At 50.2% G+C, this 18,080-nt stretch carries 13 protein-coding genes and 1 pseudogene; all 14 read right to left on the bottom strand.

Going from position 1 to position 18,080, the window contains the following annotated elements:
- Window positions 1–12: 12 nt before the first annotated feature.
- The 14 genes and pseudogenes from dxr to dprA all read right to left on the bottom strand — a co-directional run bounded on the left by dxr (window position 13) and on the right by dprA (window position 17,828).
- Window positions 13–1,251: a 1-deoxy-D-xylulose-5-phosphate reductoisomerase gene (dxr, locus tag P6M73_RS07525; protein WP_277855493.1), complete on the bottom strand. Its 1,239-nt coding sequence runs from the start codon at window positions 1,249–1,251 to the stop codon at window positions 13–15.
- A 295-nt stretch (window positions 1,252–1,546) separates the two neighbouring features.
- On the bottom strand, window positions 1,547–5,245 hold the full coding sequence (locus tag P6M73_RS07520; RefSeq protein ID WP_277855492.1) for an AAA domain-containing protein: 3,699 nt from the start codon (window positions 5,243–5,245) through the stop codon (window positions 1,547–1,549).
- Between the two features lie 297 nt (window positions 5,246–5,542).
- Window positions 5,543–6,382 (bottom strand): phosphatidate cytidylyltransferase, encoded by an 840-nt coding sequence (locus P6M73_RS07515; protein WP_277855491.1) that lies wholly within the window; start codon window positions 6,380–6,382, stop codon window positions 5,543–5,545.
- Window positions 6,372–7,124, bottom strand: coding sequence for an undecaprenyl pyrophosphate synthase (uppS, locus tag P6M73_RS07510; RefSeq protein ID WP_277855490.1), 753 nt, complete (start codon window positions 7,122–7,124; stop codon window positions 6,372–6,374). Before uppS ends, P6M73_RS07515 begins: the two co-directional genes overlap by 11 nt.
- Window positions 7,125–7,133: 9 nt before the next feature.
- Entirely contained in the window at window positions 7,134–7,688 is a 555-nt protein-coding gene (gene frr / locus P6M73_RS07505) for a ribosome recycling factor (RefSeq protein ID WP_277855489.1), read from the bottom strand.
- 16 nt (window positions 7,689–7,704) lie between these two features.
- Window positions 7,705–8,385 carry a UMP kinase gene (gene pyrH / locus P6M73_RS07500; protein ID WP_277855744.1) on the bottom strand — a complete coding sequence of 227 codons (681 nt, stop codon included), beginning with the start codon at window positions 8,383–8,385 and terminating at the stop codon, window positions 7,705–7,707.
- 300 nt (window positions 8,386–8,685) lie between these two features.
- Entirely contained in the window at window positions 8,686–9,597 is a 912-nt protein-coding gene (gene tsf / locus P6M73_RS07495; protein ID WP_277855488.1) for a translation elongation factor Ts, read from the bottom strand.
- A gap of 476 nt (window positions 9,598–10,073) precedes the next feature.
- Window positions 10,074–10,832, bottom strand: coding sequence for a 30S ribosomal protein S2 (rpsB, locus tag P6M73_RS07490; RefSeq protein WP_277855487.1), 759 nt, complete (start codon window positions 10,830–10,832; stop codon window positions 10,074–10,076).
- A 214-nt stretch (window positions 10,833–11,046) separates the two neighbouring features.
- A complete protein-coding gene (locus P6M73_RS07485) occupies window positions 11,047–11,466 on the bottom strand; it encodes a hypothetical protein (RefSeq protein WP_277855486.1) in 420 nt (139 codons plus the stop codon).
- A gap of 413 nt (window positions 11,467–11,879) precedes the next feature.
- Window positions 11,880–12,050, bottom strand: a pseudogene (locus tag P6M73_RS07480) (CC/Se motif family (seleno)protein); the annotation flags it as partial.
- 168 nt (window positions 12,051–12,218) lie between these two features.
- Complete coding sequence (locus P6M73_RS07475; protein ID WP_277855484.1) at window positions 12,219–13,598, bottom strand: L-cystine transporter; 1,380 nt, start codon at window positions 13,596–13,598, stop codon at window positions 12,219–12,221.
- Between the two features lie 151 nt (window positions 13,599–13,749).
- Window positions 13,750–14,523, bottom strand: coding sequence for a GTP-sensing pleiotropic transcriptional regulator CodY (gene codY, locus P6M73_RS07470; protein WP_277855483.1), 774 nt, complete (start codon window positions 14,521–14,523; stop codon window positions 13,750–13,752).
- 156 nt (window positions 14,524–14,679) lie between these two features.
- The gene (gene topA / locus P6M73_RS07465) at window positions 14,680–16,773 is read right to left on the bottom strand and encodes a type I DNA topoisomerase (protein WP_277855482.1); all 2,094 of its coding nucleotides are present in this window, start codon (window positions 16,771–16,773) and stop codon (window positions 14,680–14,682) included.
- 173 nt (window positions 16,774–16,946) lie between these two features.
- Entirely contained in the window at window positions 16,947–17,828 is an 882-nt protein-coding gene (gene dprA / locus P6M73_RS07460; protein ID WP_277855481.1) for a DNA-processing protein DprA, read from the bottom strand.
- Between the last annotated feature and the right edge of the window lie 252 nt (window positions 17,829–18,080).

Genomic DNA, 18,080 nt, shown 5'->3' with positions numbered 1-18,080 from the left:
AAACGGACCGAATTATCGATTTCGATACATTTGGGCCAGATCACGGCGCAACATCGCATCCAGCTCCACCACGCCGTCCAGAGTCAGTTCCCCGGACCGGCCGAAGCGCTCCATGGCGAACTCAATGAGTTCGGCGATTTCCAGGAATCCGATGTCTCCGGTCAGGAAGAGTTCCACCGCCACTTCATCGGCGGTATTGACAATCAGCGGATAGTATCCGTCCAGTTTCAGCGCGCGATAGGCCAGCTCCAGGCAGCGGAAGGTCTGGCGGTCCGGCTTTTCAAAGGTCAGTCGTCCCACGGCGAACAGATCCAGCGGCGGGGTTACTGCCTCCCGCCGTTCCGGATAATTCAGGGCATACTGGATCGGCAGCCGCATATCCGGGTTGCCCAGCTGGGCTATGACGGAGTGGTCTTTGAACTCCACCCCGGAATGCAGGATACTTTCGGGGTGAACATGGACGATGATCTGCTCCGGAGCCACATCGAACAGCCAGCGGGCTTCGATGACCTCCAGCCCCTTGTTCATCAGCGTGGCGGAATCCACGGTAATTTTACGGCCCATGCTCCAGTTGGGATGCTTCAGGGCGTCTTCCACAGTCACAGCCTCCAGGTCCTGGCGGCTTTTTCCGCGGAACGGCCCGCCGGAGGCGGTCAGAATGATGCGGTTGATGTCGCTGGTCTGATAGCCCTGCAGACTCTGGAAAATGGCGGAGTGCTCCGAATCCACCGGATAGATCCGGACGCCATGGCGGCGCGCCAGATCCATAACGAGAGATCCTGCCCCCACCAGCGTCTCCTTATTGGCCAGGGCAATATCATGTCCTGTCTCAATGGCCGCCACCGTGGCCTTCAGCCCCGCCAGCCCTACCACCGACGTCAGAACGATGTCGCAGTCCTGCCGGGCCAGTTCCTCCATGCCCGGGGCGCCGACCAGCACCCTGACCCCTTCCCGGGAAAAGCCCCGGGCGGCCGTCTCATCCGTAATGCAAACCAAAGTCAGGTCAAATTCTTCAATCAGCTGGGCCAGGCTGGCCACATTCGAATGAACCGAAGCACCCACCAGTTGCAGGTGAGGACTCTGCCGGATAACATCCAGGGTCTGGCGGCCGATGGATCCCGTCGCTCCCAGCAGGATGATCCGCTTTCTGATCGAAGGTGCCGCACTCGTCCGGTTTTCGGCCAAGGCTGAATCGGTTGAGTCAGCCTTACCCCCCGCTGTATTTTGATTTTTATTAACACTAAGTTCCATTTTAATATCCTTCTTCAGCCTGATATTTCCTGAATCCGGCATAGCTCCAGATTCGGTTCAGTGGCGCAATGCTTCGCCGCCGGATGATGAAAAGGCAGTACCTTACGAATCTCAGCAGCAGCATACTTCATTATAACAAAGTTTATTGATTGAACGCACAGTTTCATCGGTTAACCGCCTAAAGAGAAGCCTGACATCGCAGTAGTCACATAGCTAGATCTCATCCTGGCTCCGAGGTTGGAAAGACAAAAAGACATCTCAACACAATGACAGCTGAAATGTCTTTCGATGATACTTAGGTCATTCCTTTTACGACGTTCATAATTTTTTGGACTTCTCGATTCGGATCCTTCCACCAGTTGGAACTCCAAATTCGATGGATCCTCCAGCCTCTGGACTCAAGATACTTCTGGCGATGATAATCCCTTTCACGAGCCGTCTTTGAGCTATGATACAGCCGCCCATCACACTCGATCCCCAACACATATTCGCCCCCTTGCTTGATCGCCAGATCGATCCGATAGCCTCCAATTCCTACTTGAGTGGCTACTTCAAGTCCCTGTGAGGTCAAGGCATCGTATACCAGATTCTCAAAGTGGCTGTCAAACGACTGGGTTTCAGCCGCCGCCTGATCGCCAAGCGATTGCAAAATCATTTTAGCACCGTTGCTGTCGCCGCTGCTTACAGCATATGCATACTCCAAATATTTTTTTAATAAACGCGGTCCATCGTTTTTAGCATCCTCTACCTGAAGTTCTTTGGGATGGAATGATGTAACGATATGAATCTTTTCTCTGGCTCGGCTGATCGCAACATTCAAGCGGTTTTCCCCGCCTTTCTGATTCAGCCAGCCAAAATTTCGGACTAGCCGGCCATTTTCATTCTTGGCATACCCAACCGAGAAGATAATGACATCGCGTTCATCGCCTTGAACACTTTCAATATTTTTAACAAATAATCCGATATCCTCTCCATTCTTTTTTCGAGACTGCTCAACCAAAACCGCAGCTGAGAATGATGGATTCACGGCACACGCTTCATCAATCAAGTCTTCTATCAAATCTCGCTGACTGCTGTTGAATGTAATTATCCCCACCGTTTCCTCTCCGGCTCTTTCTTCGAAAAATTGCTTAAGCAATTTCACGACATATAGACCTTCCGCCCGATTCGTCCGGTTGATCCACATTGCCTCTTCCATCTGATGAACCTCGATTGGCGGCTTATCTGCCACGCTGAAGTTGGGGGATACATACAGTCGCCCTTTATAAAATGCATAATTGGAAAAAGCAATCAATTCTTCATATTTCGAACGGTAATGGAAGTTCAGCATGATATCGTCATATTTGAATCTGGCCAAATCCAGCAAACTCTCTTCTTCCAGGGCAGCAGGGAGTTCCTCAGCTTCTTCGAGATCGTCCTCATCAGTGGAGATCCTTCCGCTACCCAGACTGGATGGTCGTAATTGCTTGTGATCTCCCGCAATGACTACTTTTTTTGCCCGATGAATCGCCGGTATTCCTTTTTCAACATACATTTGAGAGGCTTCATCGAAGATCACCAGATCAAATATTCCGGATTGCATCGGAATTATTTCAGAGACGGCTTCCGGCGTCATAAGCCAAATTTTCACACTGTTAAACAGTTCAAAATCAAATTTGTGAATGAATTTATTAACACTCCATTTGCGCCGGCTATCAAGAACTCGCTGTATTTCGCCCCGGCGCTTGGTAGTATTCAGCGAGTAAGCTCCCTTTGCCAGGCGATTGCTCAGAAGTCTCCGCGTGTACTCCTTCTTTTGATTGATCAACTGGCTGATCTTTCTAAATATTGACTCGAAATCAGATATTTCCTGAAAGATGTTTCGATGATTCTGTTCAAAATAGCTTATGTGTTTATAAAGCAAATGATTATACAGGACATCGTTCGCCTTGATCAGAGACCCATCAGAGTATTCCTTCGCTTTTATCAAACTGTCCAAGTAAACCCGTTCATCGGGTGTCAGCTTATCATATAATGTCTTTAATTCCTGATATGATACATAATTCGAAAAGCCTTCAATGATATCATCGATCTCTTGAATTATCAGATCACGAACTAATTTGGGTTCCATATTGAAGCAGTCAATAAAGGATTTGCCAATCAGCGAGTTTTTCGTGAGAAACTTGGAAATAAAATTCCTGTTTTGCCACTCTTGAATATCCATCTTTAGCTTTTTCAAATCCTCAAGAAATCGTCGAGCTTCGTAATCACTCAAATTTGACTTTGTCTTTTCTAACCAAGGAAAAGTTTTTTCAATGTTACGATATCGATCAAGTTGAGTTGAGAAATGCTGGTTCTGAAAATCCTCATGAAGTTTTGAAAGTGGTTGATATTTTATGCCCAGCAGATCGGGACAAATGCATTCTTCGAATTTGGTCAGCTGCTCCACTTTGCCTTGATCAGATAAATCGATTCGTTGGTTGCGCTGATATAGTTTATATGGCGCGACGCCAAAATCACCGACCGTGTACATCGCTTGAGTAATGGCTTCAAGTCTTGCAATAAGTGAGTCTATCTCAGCTGCGAGCAGTTCCATCTCATACTCATCTGGCTGCGTTGGTTTACTGGCCGAGATCAAACTGGACAGCTGGTTATAGAATCCCTCTTTATCGCCTACATCATCAATTAACAAAGCAAATTGAGATAAATGACCCAGTCGAGAATATACTACATCCAAAGCGGTCCGCTTTTCAGAAACCATCAGAACATTCTGATCACGGCTGACGAAATCTGCAATCAGGCTGCTTATGGTCTGCGATTTTCCCGTCCCCGGAGGGCCTTGAACAACTAGTTTATCCAGTTTGTCAATCGCCGCCAACACATTCTCTTGGGAACTGTCCAGATCATTGATATAGTTTATTTTTTTCTCAGAAATGACCAGTGGTCTATCTTTTATAAGTACTTCGGATTCTCCGACGTATTTATCTGAGTAGAAATCGGTATTTTGGGAGGGATTTAACAGATCCGTCAGGAGAGCGTTCATTTTTTTCTCTTCCAAAAGTTTTTCAAAATCGATTTGAATTGAATTGGAGCATACAGAAAATTTCCCAAGAATAATAACAGGCTCAACAAATAGTTCACCACAAAGATAACTGGGGAACTCCTCGGCTTTATATTCCTTAAACCCCCCGATTGTTTCGCCCCTGTTTTGGATCTTCAAATCATTTTCTTCATAAAATGACAGAACTGACTCGAGAAATGACTGTTCCAAGAACTGATCCAAGGAATCTGTAGGGAGCGGTCTGCTCAGACCGCTGAACTTTTGATTCGCCAAAATCAGGGTGTTATTATAAAGGACATCCCTGGATTCATCCAATGAAATTCTTACATTAGTCGAAGTTCTCTCTTCTGATACGGGGAATAAAACCAGCGGCGCTCTGACATCGAAGTTCTCTCCAGCCAGCCGACCAATCACAAACGGATATCCGATATAGAGATCGTTCTGCCCTTTATCCCGCATATCTTTATTCGTTTCCCGAAGAAGATGTATGATCCGTTTATGTTTCACAGTATCAATATCGATAAATTTATCATTCCCAAATATTAAGCTGATTGCCCTGGAGCCAGTTGATTCAAAAAGGTCAAATGCATATTTATTTGTCAGTTTGGGAAGGTACAGCAACCGATTTCTCCGGTTAAGACTGACCAATTTCTTCTCCAGTTCTCTTAGCGTTTCCTCAACCTGAGGCTCCATAGTGATGTTTAAATCAGCTGAACTTTCATCATAGTAGGAGATCACCTTCAAAAATTCCTCGCCATATTTTTCAATAAAAGTTGGACCCACTCCTGGGACCCCTTTAAAATCACTCAATTTCTTAGGTTTCAATTCAATGATCTGCTGTAGTGCTTCATCACTGCAAATAATTTGCCTTCGGCCTTGTTCATTTTTAGACTCAGATTTTAATCTTACCCGTAAAGCTTCTAATTCCTTAATCATCATTTTATTGGAAGCCAATGACCATCCCCCCTAAAAAACCTCATAAGGTAAACGTCAGTTAATTCTATCATTTATATAAGTCAAACTCCGCGTTAAATTATTCGCTTATAACTTTGAATAACAGTCATATATTACTATGAATAATTTCAGCATATTAGTCAAGAAGAGGTAAAGCAATTCAAGATTATTAGATGATAGTTTTAAGTTCTGCTTATCATGATGTAAACTTCCCAGGCCATTACTGATAAAAAAATAGGAGCTCCTCCGGAACGGAAGAGCTCTTTCCTGCTTTACGCCTTAGTCAGGCTTTGGATTCTAATGGCCAAAGATGATGGTCAGATACAGGAAGACCGAAACAGCTGCCAGAAGGACGGAATCGAACCGGTCCAATATGCCGCCGTGTCCCGGGATCAGCTTGGGATAATCCTTGACCCCGCAGTCCCGCTTGATGGAGGACGCGATCAGGTCGCCGATCTGGGAGAAGAAGGATCCGATGAAGCCCATCACCAGAAAATGGAGCGGATTCATCACAGGCTGGCCGGTTAGAAGAACGATCCAGCCATAGATCATGGTACCCAGTGCACCGCCTGCCAGTCCGCCCAGCGCACCCTCCACCGTCTTTTTCGGGGAGACTTCCGGAATCAGCTTCCGCTTGCCGAAGAAGCGGCCGGTGAAGTAGGCTGCCGTATCGCAAACCCAGGCGATGGTAAAGATGGCGAAGACATAGTGCCTGCCTCCGGGCATCTCGTAGATCAGCAGGATCAGCGAGAAAAAGGCAATGGTATAAATAAAGCCCATGACGGTGACGGCTGCATCCATGAAGTTGCAGTCCTTGCGGAACACCGAGATGATCAGGGCGGCCACCGTCAGAAACAGGATAATGACGGAAAGCACCTTCAGCTCGGTGCGGCCGAAAAAGAACAGGGCAAACTGGATCAGGGCAAAGCTGTAGCCGGCAACCTGAATCGGCCGGAGGCCTTTCTGCTTGACTACTTCATAGAATTCATACAGGGCGCGCAGTCCCATCAGGACAACAACAACCTTGAGCCAGATCCCTCCCACAATGAAGGCGATCAGGATCGGCAGGAGCAGCAGAGCGCCAAAATACCGGTTATCCTGCAATGGCTGGCGAACATCATCAAATTTATCCTTCACTGTTCACCCCTCCAAAGCGCCGATCGCGCTTCTGACAATCCGCGATGGCCTGACGCAGGTCAGCCGGTGTAAAATCAGGCCAGTTAATCTGTGAAAACCAGAATTCGGAATAAGCTGACTGGTAGAGCATGAAATTGGACAGCCGCAGCTCGCCGGAGGGGCGGATGATCAGATCCGGTTCCGGGATTGCCCCGGCATACAGATACCGGGAGAAAGTCGATTCGGTCAGGTCTTCCGGCTTCAGTATTCCGGCCTGGACATCAGCCATGGCTTTCTGGACGGCTTTGACGATTTCACGCTGTCCGCCGTAATTCAAAGCCAGGTACATGTGGACTCCGGTGTTAGAGCGAGTCCGCTCATAGGCGGATTCGAGCTCCTGCCGGCATTTGGCCGGCAGGGCCTCGATGTCGCCGATGGAGTCAATGATGACGTTGTTTTCATGCAGTTCCTGGAACTCACTGCGCAGATAGCGCACCAACAGATCCATGAGAAAACCGACCTCGGCCTCAGGCCGCTTCCAGTTTTCGGTGGAAAAGGCATACAGGGTCAGATATTTCACGCCCAGGCGATTGCACTCTCTGACGATGCTGCGGATCGTTTCAACGCCGGCCTTATGACCCATGGAGCGAGGCAGATTCCGGGCTTTGGCCCAACGGCCGTTCCCATCCATAATGATCCCGATGTGCGCGGGAATTCGGGATAAATCCAGTTCCTGCCCGGCATTGGCTGCTTCTGACACCATGTTTTCCTCCTAGATGGTCATTACTTCTTTTTCTTTCGTTTCAAGGGCCTTATCGACTTTGACGATGAACTGGTCTGTCAGCTTCTGCATGTCTTCTTCGCCCTTTTTGATCTCATCTTCCGGAACGTCCTCTTTCTTGAGGTTCTTGATCTTGTCATTGGCGTCACGGCGGATGGAGCGGATCGCTACCTTGCTTTCCTCGCCGTACTTCTTGACCTGCTTGACCAGATTCTTTCTGGTTTCTTCCGTCAGTTCCGGCACGACCAGCCGGATCATGGTTCCGTCATTGACCGGATTGATGCCGAGCTCGGATTTCTGGATTGCCTTTTCGATGACTTTCAGCATCGGTTTCTCCCAGGGAGTAATGCACAGCATTCTCGGCTCCGGGACCGTGATGTTTCCGACCTGATTGATCGGCATCATGGAGCCATAGTAATCCACTTCGACCCGATCCAGCATGTGAGGATTGGCACGGCCCGCTTTCAGCGTGTCCAGCTCCGCCTCCAGGTTATGCAGGGTCTTGTTCATTTTCTCTTCCGCTTTTTTGTAAATGTCCTTGATCATGAGTAGAAAATACCTCCTATGAAATAATGGTTCCGATGTTTTCGCCGGCTATGGCGCGTTTGATATTGCCTGGTTCATCCAGTGAAAATACGATGATGGGAATATTGTTGTCCTTGCACAGAGCCATGGCCGGTGAATCCATGGCCTTCAAGCCCTGTTCCAGCACTTGCTGATAGGTCAGGGTGTTGTATTTGACTGCGTCGGCATACAGATTGGGATCCTTGTCATAGACTCCATCGACTTTCTTGGCAAACAGAATCGCTTCGGCTTCAATTTCCGCCGCGCGCAGAGCCGCCGCTGTATCGGTGGAGAAATACGGATTGCCTGAACCGGCCGCGAAGATCACGACCCGGCCCTTTTCCAGATGCCGCATCGCCCGCCGGCGGATGTAGGGTTCGCAGATCTCCCGCATTTCAATGGCAGACTGAACCCGGGTCTCGACTCCGATGTCCTCCAGGGAATTCTGCAGCGCCAGGGCATTGATGCAGGTGGCCAGCATGCCCATGTAGTCCGCTGTGGTCCGATCCATGCCGCCGCCCTGACGTCCCCGCCAGATGTTGCCGGCTCCGATGACGGCGCCGACTTCCACGCCCATGTCCACCAGTTCCTTAATTTCCCGGGAAATCCGTAAAGCGACCTCAAAGTCGATGCCGTACCCATTCGTTCCGGCCAGAGCTTCTCCGGACAGTTTCAGCATGACGCGCTTATATTTGCGATTCGTATTTTCTTCCAATTGTTTGTTTCCTCCGCAATGTCATAGACTGTATTCATTTTACCACACTCTCCGTTTAGACTCGAAGCTTTTAACTGTTTTTCTCGCCGCTGAACCGGAGAGCGCCGCTGTCGCTGGTGCCGTTCCATAAAAATGGTGCAAAGACCGCTCCGGTCGTTGCACCATTTTGCTTATATCGATCAGCCCTTATGAGCTTTCTCATCATTGGTTTTCGGTTTCCTAGACTAAACCTTGTCCCTTAAGCCAGGCTAAGGGGTCGGCGCATCATTTGCCCTGGTTCATCTGGGCTGCAACTTCTGCAGCGAAGTCTTCTTCCTTCTTTTCAATGCCTTCGCCCTTTTCAAAGCGGACATAGCGAACGACTTCCATGGAACCGAGGTTCTTGGCTTCGCCTTCAACGAACTTGGAAACAGACAGATCGGGATTCTTAACAAAGGGCTGCTCCAGAAGAACGGCTTCCTTGTAGTATTTGGAAATACGGCCCATGACCATCTTTTCTACGATATTTTCCGGTTTGCCTTCGTTTCTGGCCTGAACCCGGTAGATTTCCTTTTCTTTTTCCAGGGATTCCTGGTCAACCAGGTCCTTGGACAGGAACGCCGGATTGGTGGCAGCTACGTGCATGGCAACGTCCTTGGCCACTTTCTGAACCTCTTCGTTGGCATTTTCGGATTTCAGCTGAACGAGAACACCGATTTTGCCGCCCATGTGGATGTAGCTGGCAATCGCGCCGTCCTGAGCGTCGAATTTCACGAATCTTCTCAGGTCCATGTTTTCGCCGATCTTGGCAATCAGAGCTGTGATGGCTTCGCCAACGGTGGATCCATTGTAAGCTTCCGCCTTGAATTCTTCCACAGTCTTCGCGTTGGTCGTGGAAGCGATCTTGGCGAAATCATTGGCTAATGTCTTAAATTCTTCATTCAGGGAAACGAAGTCTGTTTCGCAGTTGAACTCAATCATGCCGCCCTGTTTCATGTCTTCAGAAACATAGGTTGCAACGACTCCGTCAGCAGCGATCCGGCCGGCTTTCTTGGCAGCAGAAGCCAGTCCCTTTTCTCTCAATATTTCAATGGCGCGCTCCATGTTTCCTTCGGCCTGTGTCAGAGCCTTCTTGGAATCCATCATGCCGGCACCGGTCTTGTCTCTTAATTCTTTTACCATCTGAGCAGTAATCATTATTTTTCCTCCTGATATAGTTGGATTTGCCTTTAAGGCTGTTCACCTTTCGGATCAGCGGATCCGAAACGAATGATCATTTCATATTTAAGCCCGAACAGGGCTTCCCCTGCCGGATTATGTTAAATCTTCCAGATTTAAGTCATCTCCAAACATGAACTGTTCTCCCTTGTTGACAACAACAAAAGGAATTCCAATGCCTCCGGCATCACGCACCCGGTCGAACATATCCAGACTTTCCCGATACTTCAGGAATGCTTTCAGGTTCCCCAGATTATTCGTGATGGACGCATAGGTGAAGCGGATTCCCGCTTCTTCCAGCTTATGCTTTAAGACTTCGCAGCCGGGTCAAAGATCCGATCCGAATATTGTAATCTGTTTGTGTGCAGTCATCTTCCACTCCTTGTCAATGATGGGAATGTGAAAGTTTCAAAAGAAAAGGGCAATGGGAAACCCATCGACCCTTTCTACGTTTCCTACGCTTCGGTCTCTTCGACAGCAACTTCTTCCGCCGCAACAGCCTTTTCGACTGCAGCTGCTTCCAGCTGCTCTCCCTGTCTGCCTTCGATGACAGCGTCGCTGAGCTTGGCAGCAATCAGCTTAACCGCACGGATGGCGTCATCATTTCCAGGAATGACATAGTCGATTTCATCCGGATCACAGTTGGTGTCCACGATGGCTACGACCGGAATTCCCAGTGTGTGGGCTTCGGCAATGGCGATGCGTTCCTTTCTGGGGTCAACAACAAACATTGCGCCAACATTGTTGATGTCCAGGTTGCGGATTCCGCCGAGATTCTTTTCCAGTTTGTCCATTTCATTCAAGAGGGCTGCTACTTCCTTCTTGGGCAGAACATCCATGGTTCCGTCTTCTTCCATGACATGAAGTTCTTCCAGTCTCTTGATTCTGGATTTGATCGTCTGGAAGTTGGTGAGCATTCCACCCAACCAGCGGTTGTTGACAAAGTGCATGCCAACGCGTTCTGCTTCTTCCTGGATCGCTTCCTGAGCCTGCTTCTTGGTTCCGACAAAGAGAATGTCCTTGCCTTCAGCCGCGGTGTCACGAACGAAGTTATAAGCTTCCTCGACTTTCTTTACGGTCTTCTGGAGATCAATGATGTAGATTCCGTTCCGCTCGGTAAAGATGTAAGGAGCCATTTTGGGGTTCCATCTTCTGGTCTGATGTCCGAAGTGGACACCTGCTTCTAAGAGCTGTTTCATTGAAATAACTGACATGTTGTTTCCTCCTGGTTTTTTCCTCCATCCACCGAATCTATCAATCGAACATTTCTGCACCAGAATTCAAAATAGGCGGATGTGTGTATTTTGTACCATACGATTATATCACGGACCATCAAACTTGCCAACAGCATTTTTTTTGCGGAACATGTGATATTTCGCAGCGATATTTTGACTTTCCGGATTCTCCGGCGGCGATTTGCCCGACATGCTACATGGCGCGCTTAATTTCTCCCAGACGCCGGCGCAAAGCCCGGACATCGGCTTCCAGATCCGTCAGCTCTGCCCGGACTTCATGAATCCGGCTCTGTGTGATCAGATCTGAGAATATGTTGTCAAAAGCTATGTCAAACAGCATGTTCATGCCGTTGGGATTGACGGACAGCTCGATCGCTCCCGACACATCCCGCAGCTCTTTCTGGAGCGTGCGCAGATTATACTGCACTTCCATCAGACTCTGCTGGGCGCGGCTCAACCGTCCGTGCTTGACCAGACTCACGATGAAGCCTCCGCCCAGCAAATCAAAAATACCCCAGTTCTGAGCGCCTTTCAGATCATGCATCGCCGCCTCAATTCCGTCCAGTACCTGATCGCAGGCTGCGATTGCCTCAGTGATTTCCCCTTCGCGCATGTTCATCTCTCCTCTTAATCCGGATCAATCGACGGGAATATTTCTGCTTCATTCCCTCCAATGGATTGATTTCCCAGACTACATTTGGTTCATCATGGATGTTTCTTAAACAATACGGTTCTACCAATAAAGCAGACTTAAAATCATGTTAACAGTTTGTTAATTTAACGGCAATCTCATGGCTTAATCTTGGCAGCGATCTTTTTCTTCCGCCTGGCGAATATACTTGCTTCCGCCTGGCGGGAATCTGGCTGCTTCCGATTGGCCGGAATCTGGCTGCTTTCTCCTGGCAGTCAGCTCTTTCATCGGGATCATCTGCGATGGTCCATTCGAAGCGAAAAGACTGTCCCGATGACAGTCTTTTCAAATCTGCGTTGGTCTGATGAAACGACGGCGTACAGAATGCCGGTCTCCTAGTAGACGATTCCTTCGACAATCAGGCTTTCCTTGAACAGGAACTTGGAATGTTTGATTCGGATTCCATCGTCTCCGGCCTGTACGTCGACCCGAACATAGACATTGATGCCGCTGGTCGGGTATACGTCGTAGTCTTCAATATCTTCTCCGGGTTTTCCCATTAAAACTAATGGTTGCGGTTCCCCGGTGCCTCAGGCTGAGCAGCCTTTGACATAAACGGTCAGGTCCTCAAATCCGGCTTTCTGGATATAGCGGACCGCTTTTTCATCTAATGTGATCTTCATGATGATCCTCCTGGTTAATTATTTAAATCCCGGCTCATGCCGGTGGAATGCTTATTCTTCGACCGTCGGCTGATTGTACTGCTCCAGATTCAGTTCGTTCATGGATTTGGCGGAAATGACGCCGGCCAGCAGGGAGTCGGATACGTTCAGCGCAGTCCGTGCCATATCGATGAGGGGCTCAATCGCGATGAGCAGCCCGGCCAGCCCAACCGGAAAGCCGAGGGCCGACAGAACAACCAGCGCGGCAAAGGTCGCCCCGCCGCCGACACCGGCAATGCCGAAGGAAGCAAACGTAGTGATGACGATGAGGCGGATCAGGAACACCGGATCCAGGGGGTTGATTCCCAGGGTCGGCGCGATCATGACCGCCAGCATAGCGGGATAAATCCCGGCGCAGCCGTTCTGGCCAATGGAAGTTCCCAGGCTGCCGGCCAAATTGGCGGTGCCTTCCGGTACGCCCATGCGCTCTTTCTGAGCACTGATGGTCATGGGCAGTGTTCCGGCGGAAGAACGGGAGGTAAAGGCAAAAATCAGGGCATCCATGGATTTCTTGACAAAAGTCATTGGATTCAGCCCAAACATTGCCAGAATCAGCAGGTGAATACCGAACATGATGGCAATGGCCAGATAGGATGCCAGGATGAACTGAAGCAGGCGCAGGATGTCCGATACGTTGGAGGTGGCAGCCACCCGTGTCATCAGAGCCAGAATTCCGTAGGGGGTAAAGCGCATAACCAGATTGACCAGACGCATGGTGACATCATGGAGCGATACGACCATCGTTTCAAAGAACTGCGCGGATTCAGGCTTGAATTTTCGAATCTGAATGGCAGCGATGGCCAGGATGGTCGCAAAGAAGACGACGGACAGCGTGGCGTTGGATCCCTGACCGGTCAGGGCCGCGAAGGGATTGGTGGGAATGATTTCCATGATCTGCTGCTGGATCGGGGTCTTGGCAAAATTAGCCAGAGTCTCTTCCAGACCCGTCCCCCGGGCCGCCTCAGCCTGACCCACCTGGAGACCCTGAGCCGACAGCCCGAACGCCGCGGTGGTCAACGCTCCGACCAGGGCCGAAATAGCGACGGTGATCAGCAGAACGCCTAGAACGCGAACGGTCATCTTGCCCAGGTTTTTCGAGCGCTGGGTAACAAAGGCATACAGGATGGAAATAAAGATCAGCGGCATGACAATCATGCGCAGCAGCCGGACATAGCCGGAACCGACTACCGAGATCCAGTCCATGGCGGATTTGAGTATCGCGCTGTTGTAACCCAGCACGATCTGGAGCAGCGCTCCGAAGACCAGACCCAGAATCAGGGCAGCCACCACCCGGAAGGTGAAGGATTTGTTCTGTTTCTTGAGCATGGTAAGACCGCCGATGAGGGCGGCAAAGACAACAAGGATCACCAGCGTGATTAAAAGTTCTGTCATAATAGATACCTCCGTACGTAATAATAATTCCAGCCACTTTTTGTTATTAAAAGTAACTACTATTTATTTTATCACATTCGGAGAAGAAAAAAAACGAGTGTTGCCACTCGTTTTTTTAACATTTCATGTCGCCGTTCACGGCTGATTCATATTAGAAGCGCCGCTTCATTTCTTCCAGCAGCTTGTCATTGAGCACCGTGATGTGCGTGCCCTTCATGCCCAGGGACCGGGATTTGATGACTCCGGCGGACTCAAATTTGCGCAGTGCGTTAACGATGACCGAGCGGGTAATGCCTGCCTGATCCGCGATCTTTGACGCTACCAGCCGGCCTTCATTGCCGTCCAGTTCATTGAAGATGTGCTTGACGGCTTCGGCTTCGGAATAGGACAGCGTATTGAGCGCCAGTTCCACCACCTGACGTTCCCGGGTATCGACTTCAAGTTCCGCCTGTTTCTGCCGGTTGATCTCAATGCCCATGATGGTGGCAGAGTATTCCAGAAGAACGAGGTCCTCGTCCGTGGCCTGACGGTCAAACAGGTTGATCACCAGGGTGCCCAGACGCTCGCGGTTGCCGATGACCGGAATGATGGTGGTCATCTTGTTGCGCAGATCCAGACCCTTTTCCATATTCAGAACCAGCTCATGGGTCGAATCCAGATTAGTCAGGGTTTCATTGACCGACAGCAGCTTTTCATTATAATCCTCCGGTACCTGGAGCTCCCGCAGCAGGTTCTTGTAGGATTCCACCGGAGTGAAGGCCAACGCATGGTCGTGCCCCAGAATCTTGCCCTTGCGGGAAATCACATACACGTTGCAGTCCAGTTCCTCGGACAGGATCTTGCAGACCTCGTCAAACTGGATCTGTTCGTAGCCGCTGCGCTGCTGAATTTTATTCAATCTTCTCGTTTTCTGTAGTAATGACATCTTGTTTACACCTCGAATTACGAATTGGCTGTTTGAATTTTCATACATTTACCTTCCCAATATTAGCATAATTCGCAGTGCTTTTCCATTCCAATTCCACAAAGTTTAAATTTCACAACGTGAAATATTGTGAATTTTTGTTAATATTTAGAATGTTTATTCAGCGTCGTCTTCGGTTTTCTCAATGACCCGCGTCGCTTTGCAGGCATCATTGGAGCAGGCCAGGTAAGTCCCCTTCGCCTTGGAATAGCGCTTATGCATCATGGAGCCGCATTTCTGACAGATTTCCGTGGTCGGTTCATACCAGGACACGTAATCACACTCCGGATATCGGGAACAGCCGAAGAATTTATTGCCCTTGCGGCTCTTCTTGGCAACCACGTCGCCTTCGGAACATTTCGGGCACTTGACGTCCAGCTTTTCGACGATGGGCTGAGTATGCTTGCATTCCGGGTAGTCCGGGCAGGCCAGGAACTTGCCATAGCGTCCCCGCTTCACGACCAGGTTCTTGCCGCAGTTAGGACAAAGCTCTTCCGAGATTTCGTCCTCGATGGTCACTTTTTCCACATCCTGCTCCGCGAACTCAATGTCTTTCTTCAGCGGCTCATAGTAATCCCGTACGACCTTACGCCAGGGTTCGCTGCCTTCTTCGATGGAGTCCAGCCGTTCTTCCATGTTGGCCGTGAATTCCACGTTGACGATGTTCTTGAAGTACTCCTTCATGATCTGATTCACGATTTTGCCCAGATCCGTCGGCAGAAGATTCTTCTTTTCCCGCTCGATGTAATCCCGGGCCAGAAGCGTCGAGATGGTCGGAGCATAGGTTGACGGACGGCCGATTCCCAGTTCTTCCAGAGTCTTGACGAAGGAAGCTTCGGTGAACCGGGCGGGAGGCTGGGTGAAGTGCTGATCGGCCCGGACTCCGCCGTTTTTCAGTGTCTCCCCTTCATTCAGTTCCGGAATGGAGGTATTTTCTTCCTTGTCGTCCTTGTATTCATACAGCTTCATGAAGCCGTCGAACTTCATCTTGGAGCCGGTGGCCCGCAGGGTATACTTGCCGTTTTCGAAAATTGCCGTAATGGTGTCGAAAACTGCGGATTCCATCTGGCTGGCCAGGAAGCGCTGCCAGATCAGCTTATAGAGCTTGTACTGTTCCGGCTTCAGGGAATCCTTGATGGATTCGGGATCCAGGTGGACGTTGGATGGGCGGATGGCTTCATGGGCATCCTGGATGTTCTTCTTGCCTTTATAGATTCTGGGCTGCGCCGGGCAATACCGATCGCCGAACTCTTCCTTGATATATTTCAGGGCTTCTGCCTGGGCTTCGGGAGAAACCCGGACCGAGTCCGTTCTCATATAGGTAATCAAACCGATGGAGCCCATCTTCTTGATATCGACGCCTTCATAAAGCTGCTGCGCGACGCTCATGGTCCGTCTGGTCTGGAAATTCAGCTTTTTCGAAGCATCCTGCTGCAGCGTGGAAGTGGTAAAGGGCGGCAGCGGGTTCCGCTTCTTCTCGCTCTTGACGACTTTGCTTACATGGAACTTGCCCGCATCCAGATCAGCCTTGATGGCCAGCGCGGTGGTCTCATCCTCGATCCTGGCCTTCTTGCCGCCGATCAGGGTCAGCCGGGCGGTCACCTTGGTTTTGTCCTTGAGCAGGTCCGCGTCAATGGTCCAGTATTCTTCCGGCTTAAAGTTTTTGATTTCCTCTTCCCGATCACAGATCAGTTTTAAAGCAGCGGACTGCACGCGGCCGGCCGACAGGCCCCACTTGACGTTGCGCCACAGGATCGGGCTGATTTCATAACCCACCAGCCGGTCCAGGATACGTCTGGCCTGCTGGGCATCGATGAGGTCCAGCTTGAGCGGGCGGGCTGCTTTCAATGAATTTTTCACCGCGTCTTTGGTGATTTCATTGAACTCAATCCGGATCTTGTCATTCCCGTCCAGCTTCAGAATATTCGCCAGATGCCAGGATATGGCCTCCCCTTCGCGGTCAGGGTCAGTTGCCAGATAAACTTTGTCGGCTTTTTTCGCTTCCCGACGCAGCTTGTTGAGCAGTTCGCCCTTCCCCCGAATCGAAATATATTTCGGTTCAAAGTCCTTTTCCACATCGACGCCGAGCTGACTCTTGGGCAGATCCCGGACATGTCCCATGGAGGCTTCCACGGTGTAATGACTTCCCAGGTATTTGCCGATGGTCTTTGCTTTTGCCGGGGACTCCACAATGACCAGATATTTTGCCATGAACAGTTCTCCTCGCTTTAATAATTGCTTTGTTGCTATGAGTCCATGACTGCCGCTTCCTCCGGGACTTGGTTTTTCTTCCTCCGCTTCATCAGAAAACGGAATAAAACGACCCATCCGCCGAGTCCGTCTGGTCAGACCATGTGACAATTACAAATCTTATATGGAAAGTTTCACCTTGTCAATGAATCTTCGTTCGAACTGCTCCATCGGAGAAAAGAATCCGGCAGGTCATCGCGGACACAGGTCTCCAAATCCGCCGGATCCGTCAGGAGGCGGGCTCCGCCTCCGGCCAGGAACAGACAGCCCTGACCCATCGGATCATCCAGTTCATAGGGAACCGTAGCAATGATATGATCATAATCCATGGCGCATTCCGCTGTGATTAAAGCGCCGGAACGGCGGGCGGCACTGGTGACAGCCACCGTCCGGGAAAGCTGGGCAATGATCCGGTTGCGCTCCGGAAAAAAATATTTTTGCGGACCGGTCTGGGGCGGATACTCCGACAGCAGCAGATGATCCCGACCTATCCGATGAAACAGTTCCCGATTTTCCGCCGGATAGGCCCGGGCAATGCCGCACCCCAGTACACAGACCGTGGGCAGGCCGCAGGCTATGGCGGTGGTGTGGGCCACTGTATCGACCCCTCTGGCCCCTCCGGACACAATTGTGACCGGCAGGGTCCGGAGCGATTCCACCAGGCGAGCCGTCACCCGCCGGCCATAGGCAGTCAGGCGCCTGGAACCGACAATAGCCACGCCATAAGCTTCCAGCAGCGTCGGATCCCCCTTCATATATAATATGAAAGGCGTTGGCGCGCCAATTCCAGCCAATTCAGAAAATACCCGATGATACCGCTCATCCGTGGGCAGAAGCACCTGAATGCCCTGATTTCGACATTGCTCCATCAGCTCCTTTACCTGCCCCAGGGATGTCCCACCCGGCTCCGCCGCATACTGCCGCTCAATCCTGACCACATCCCCCTGCAGCTGCCTCCGAAGCTGCGGCTTCAACTTCGCCAGACTCAGCCACACCTGAAGCAATCGCTCTTCCATTTAAACCCCTCCTGCCCGGTCACCTGTGTGACCTACCGTGATGGTGGCGAGAAAGCAGTCAAATTATACAAAAAGTCCCGGTTTCCCGGGACTTGCTGATGGATTCGATTTTTCTGATGGCTGCACTTTTTCTGATGGCTTCGACTTTTCTGATGGAATCATATTTAATAATGAATTATCCTAGCTGATCAGATCATGTGAAGCCGATGAGCTCAACTGATCCGGATGTGTACAACCGATCCAGCCAGCCCA

This window comes from Anaerococcoides asporogena (genome assembly GCF_029590275.1).
In the GTDB taxonomy this organism is placed as follows: Bacteria; Bacillota; Clostridia; order Clostridiales; family Clostridiaceae; genus JG1575.
The sequence above is the reverse complement of the archived record's forward strand: the minus strand, read 5'-3'. Positions and strand labels throughout refer to the sequence as shown.

Excerpts from the sequence above, each read along its gene's own strand:
- dxr (WP_277855493.1), bottom strand. The coding sequence starts at position 1,251 with ATGGAACTTAGTGTTAATAAAAATCAAAATACAGCGGGGGGTAAGGCT.
- uppS (WP_277855490.1), bottom strand. The coding sequence starts at position 7,124 with ATGGTGTCAGAAGCAGCCAATGCCGGGCAGGAACTGGATTTATCCCGA.
- frr (WP_277855489.1), bottom strand. The coding sequence starts at position 7,688 with ATGATCAAGGACATTTACAAAAAAGCGGAAGAGAAAATGAACAAGACC.
- pyrH (WP_277855744.1), bottom strand. The coding sequence starts at position 8,385 with ATGCTGAAACTGTCCGGAGAAGCTCTGGCCGGAACGAATGGGTACGGC.
- tsf (WP_277855488.1), bottom strand. The coding sequence starts at position 9,597 with ATGATTACTGCTCAGATGGTAAAAGAATTAAGAGACAAGACCGGTGCC.
- rpsB (WP_277855487.1), bottom strand. The coding sequence starts at position 10,832 with ATGTCAGTTATTTCAATGAAACAGCTCTTAGAAGCAGGTGTCCACTTC.
- P6M73_RS07485 (WP_277855486.1), bottom strand. The coding sequence starts at position 11,466 with ATGCGCGAAGGGGAAATCACTGAGGCAATCGCAGCCTGCGATCAGGTA.
- P6M73_RS07475 (WP_277855484.1), bottom strand. The coding sequence starts at position 13,598 with ATGACAGAACTTTTAATCACGCTGGTGATCCTTGTTGTCTTTGCCGCC.
- codY (WP_277855483.1), bottom strand. The coding sequence starts at position 14,523 with ATGTCATTACTACAGAAAACGAGAAGATTGAATAAAATTCAGCAGCGC.
- topA (WP_277855482.1), bottom strand. The coding sequence starts at position 16,773 with ATGGCAAAATATCTGGTCATTGTGGAGTCCCCGGCAAAAGCAAAGACC.
- dprA (WP_277855481.1), bottom strand. The coding sequence starts at position 17,828 with ATGGAAGAGCGATTGCTTCAGGTGTGGCTGAGTCTGGCGAAGTTGAAG.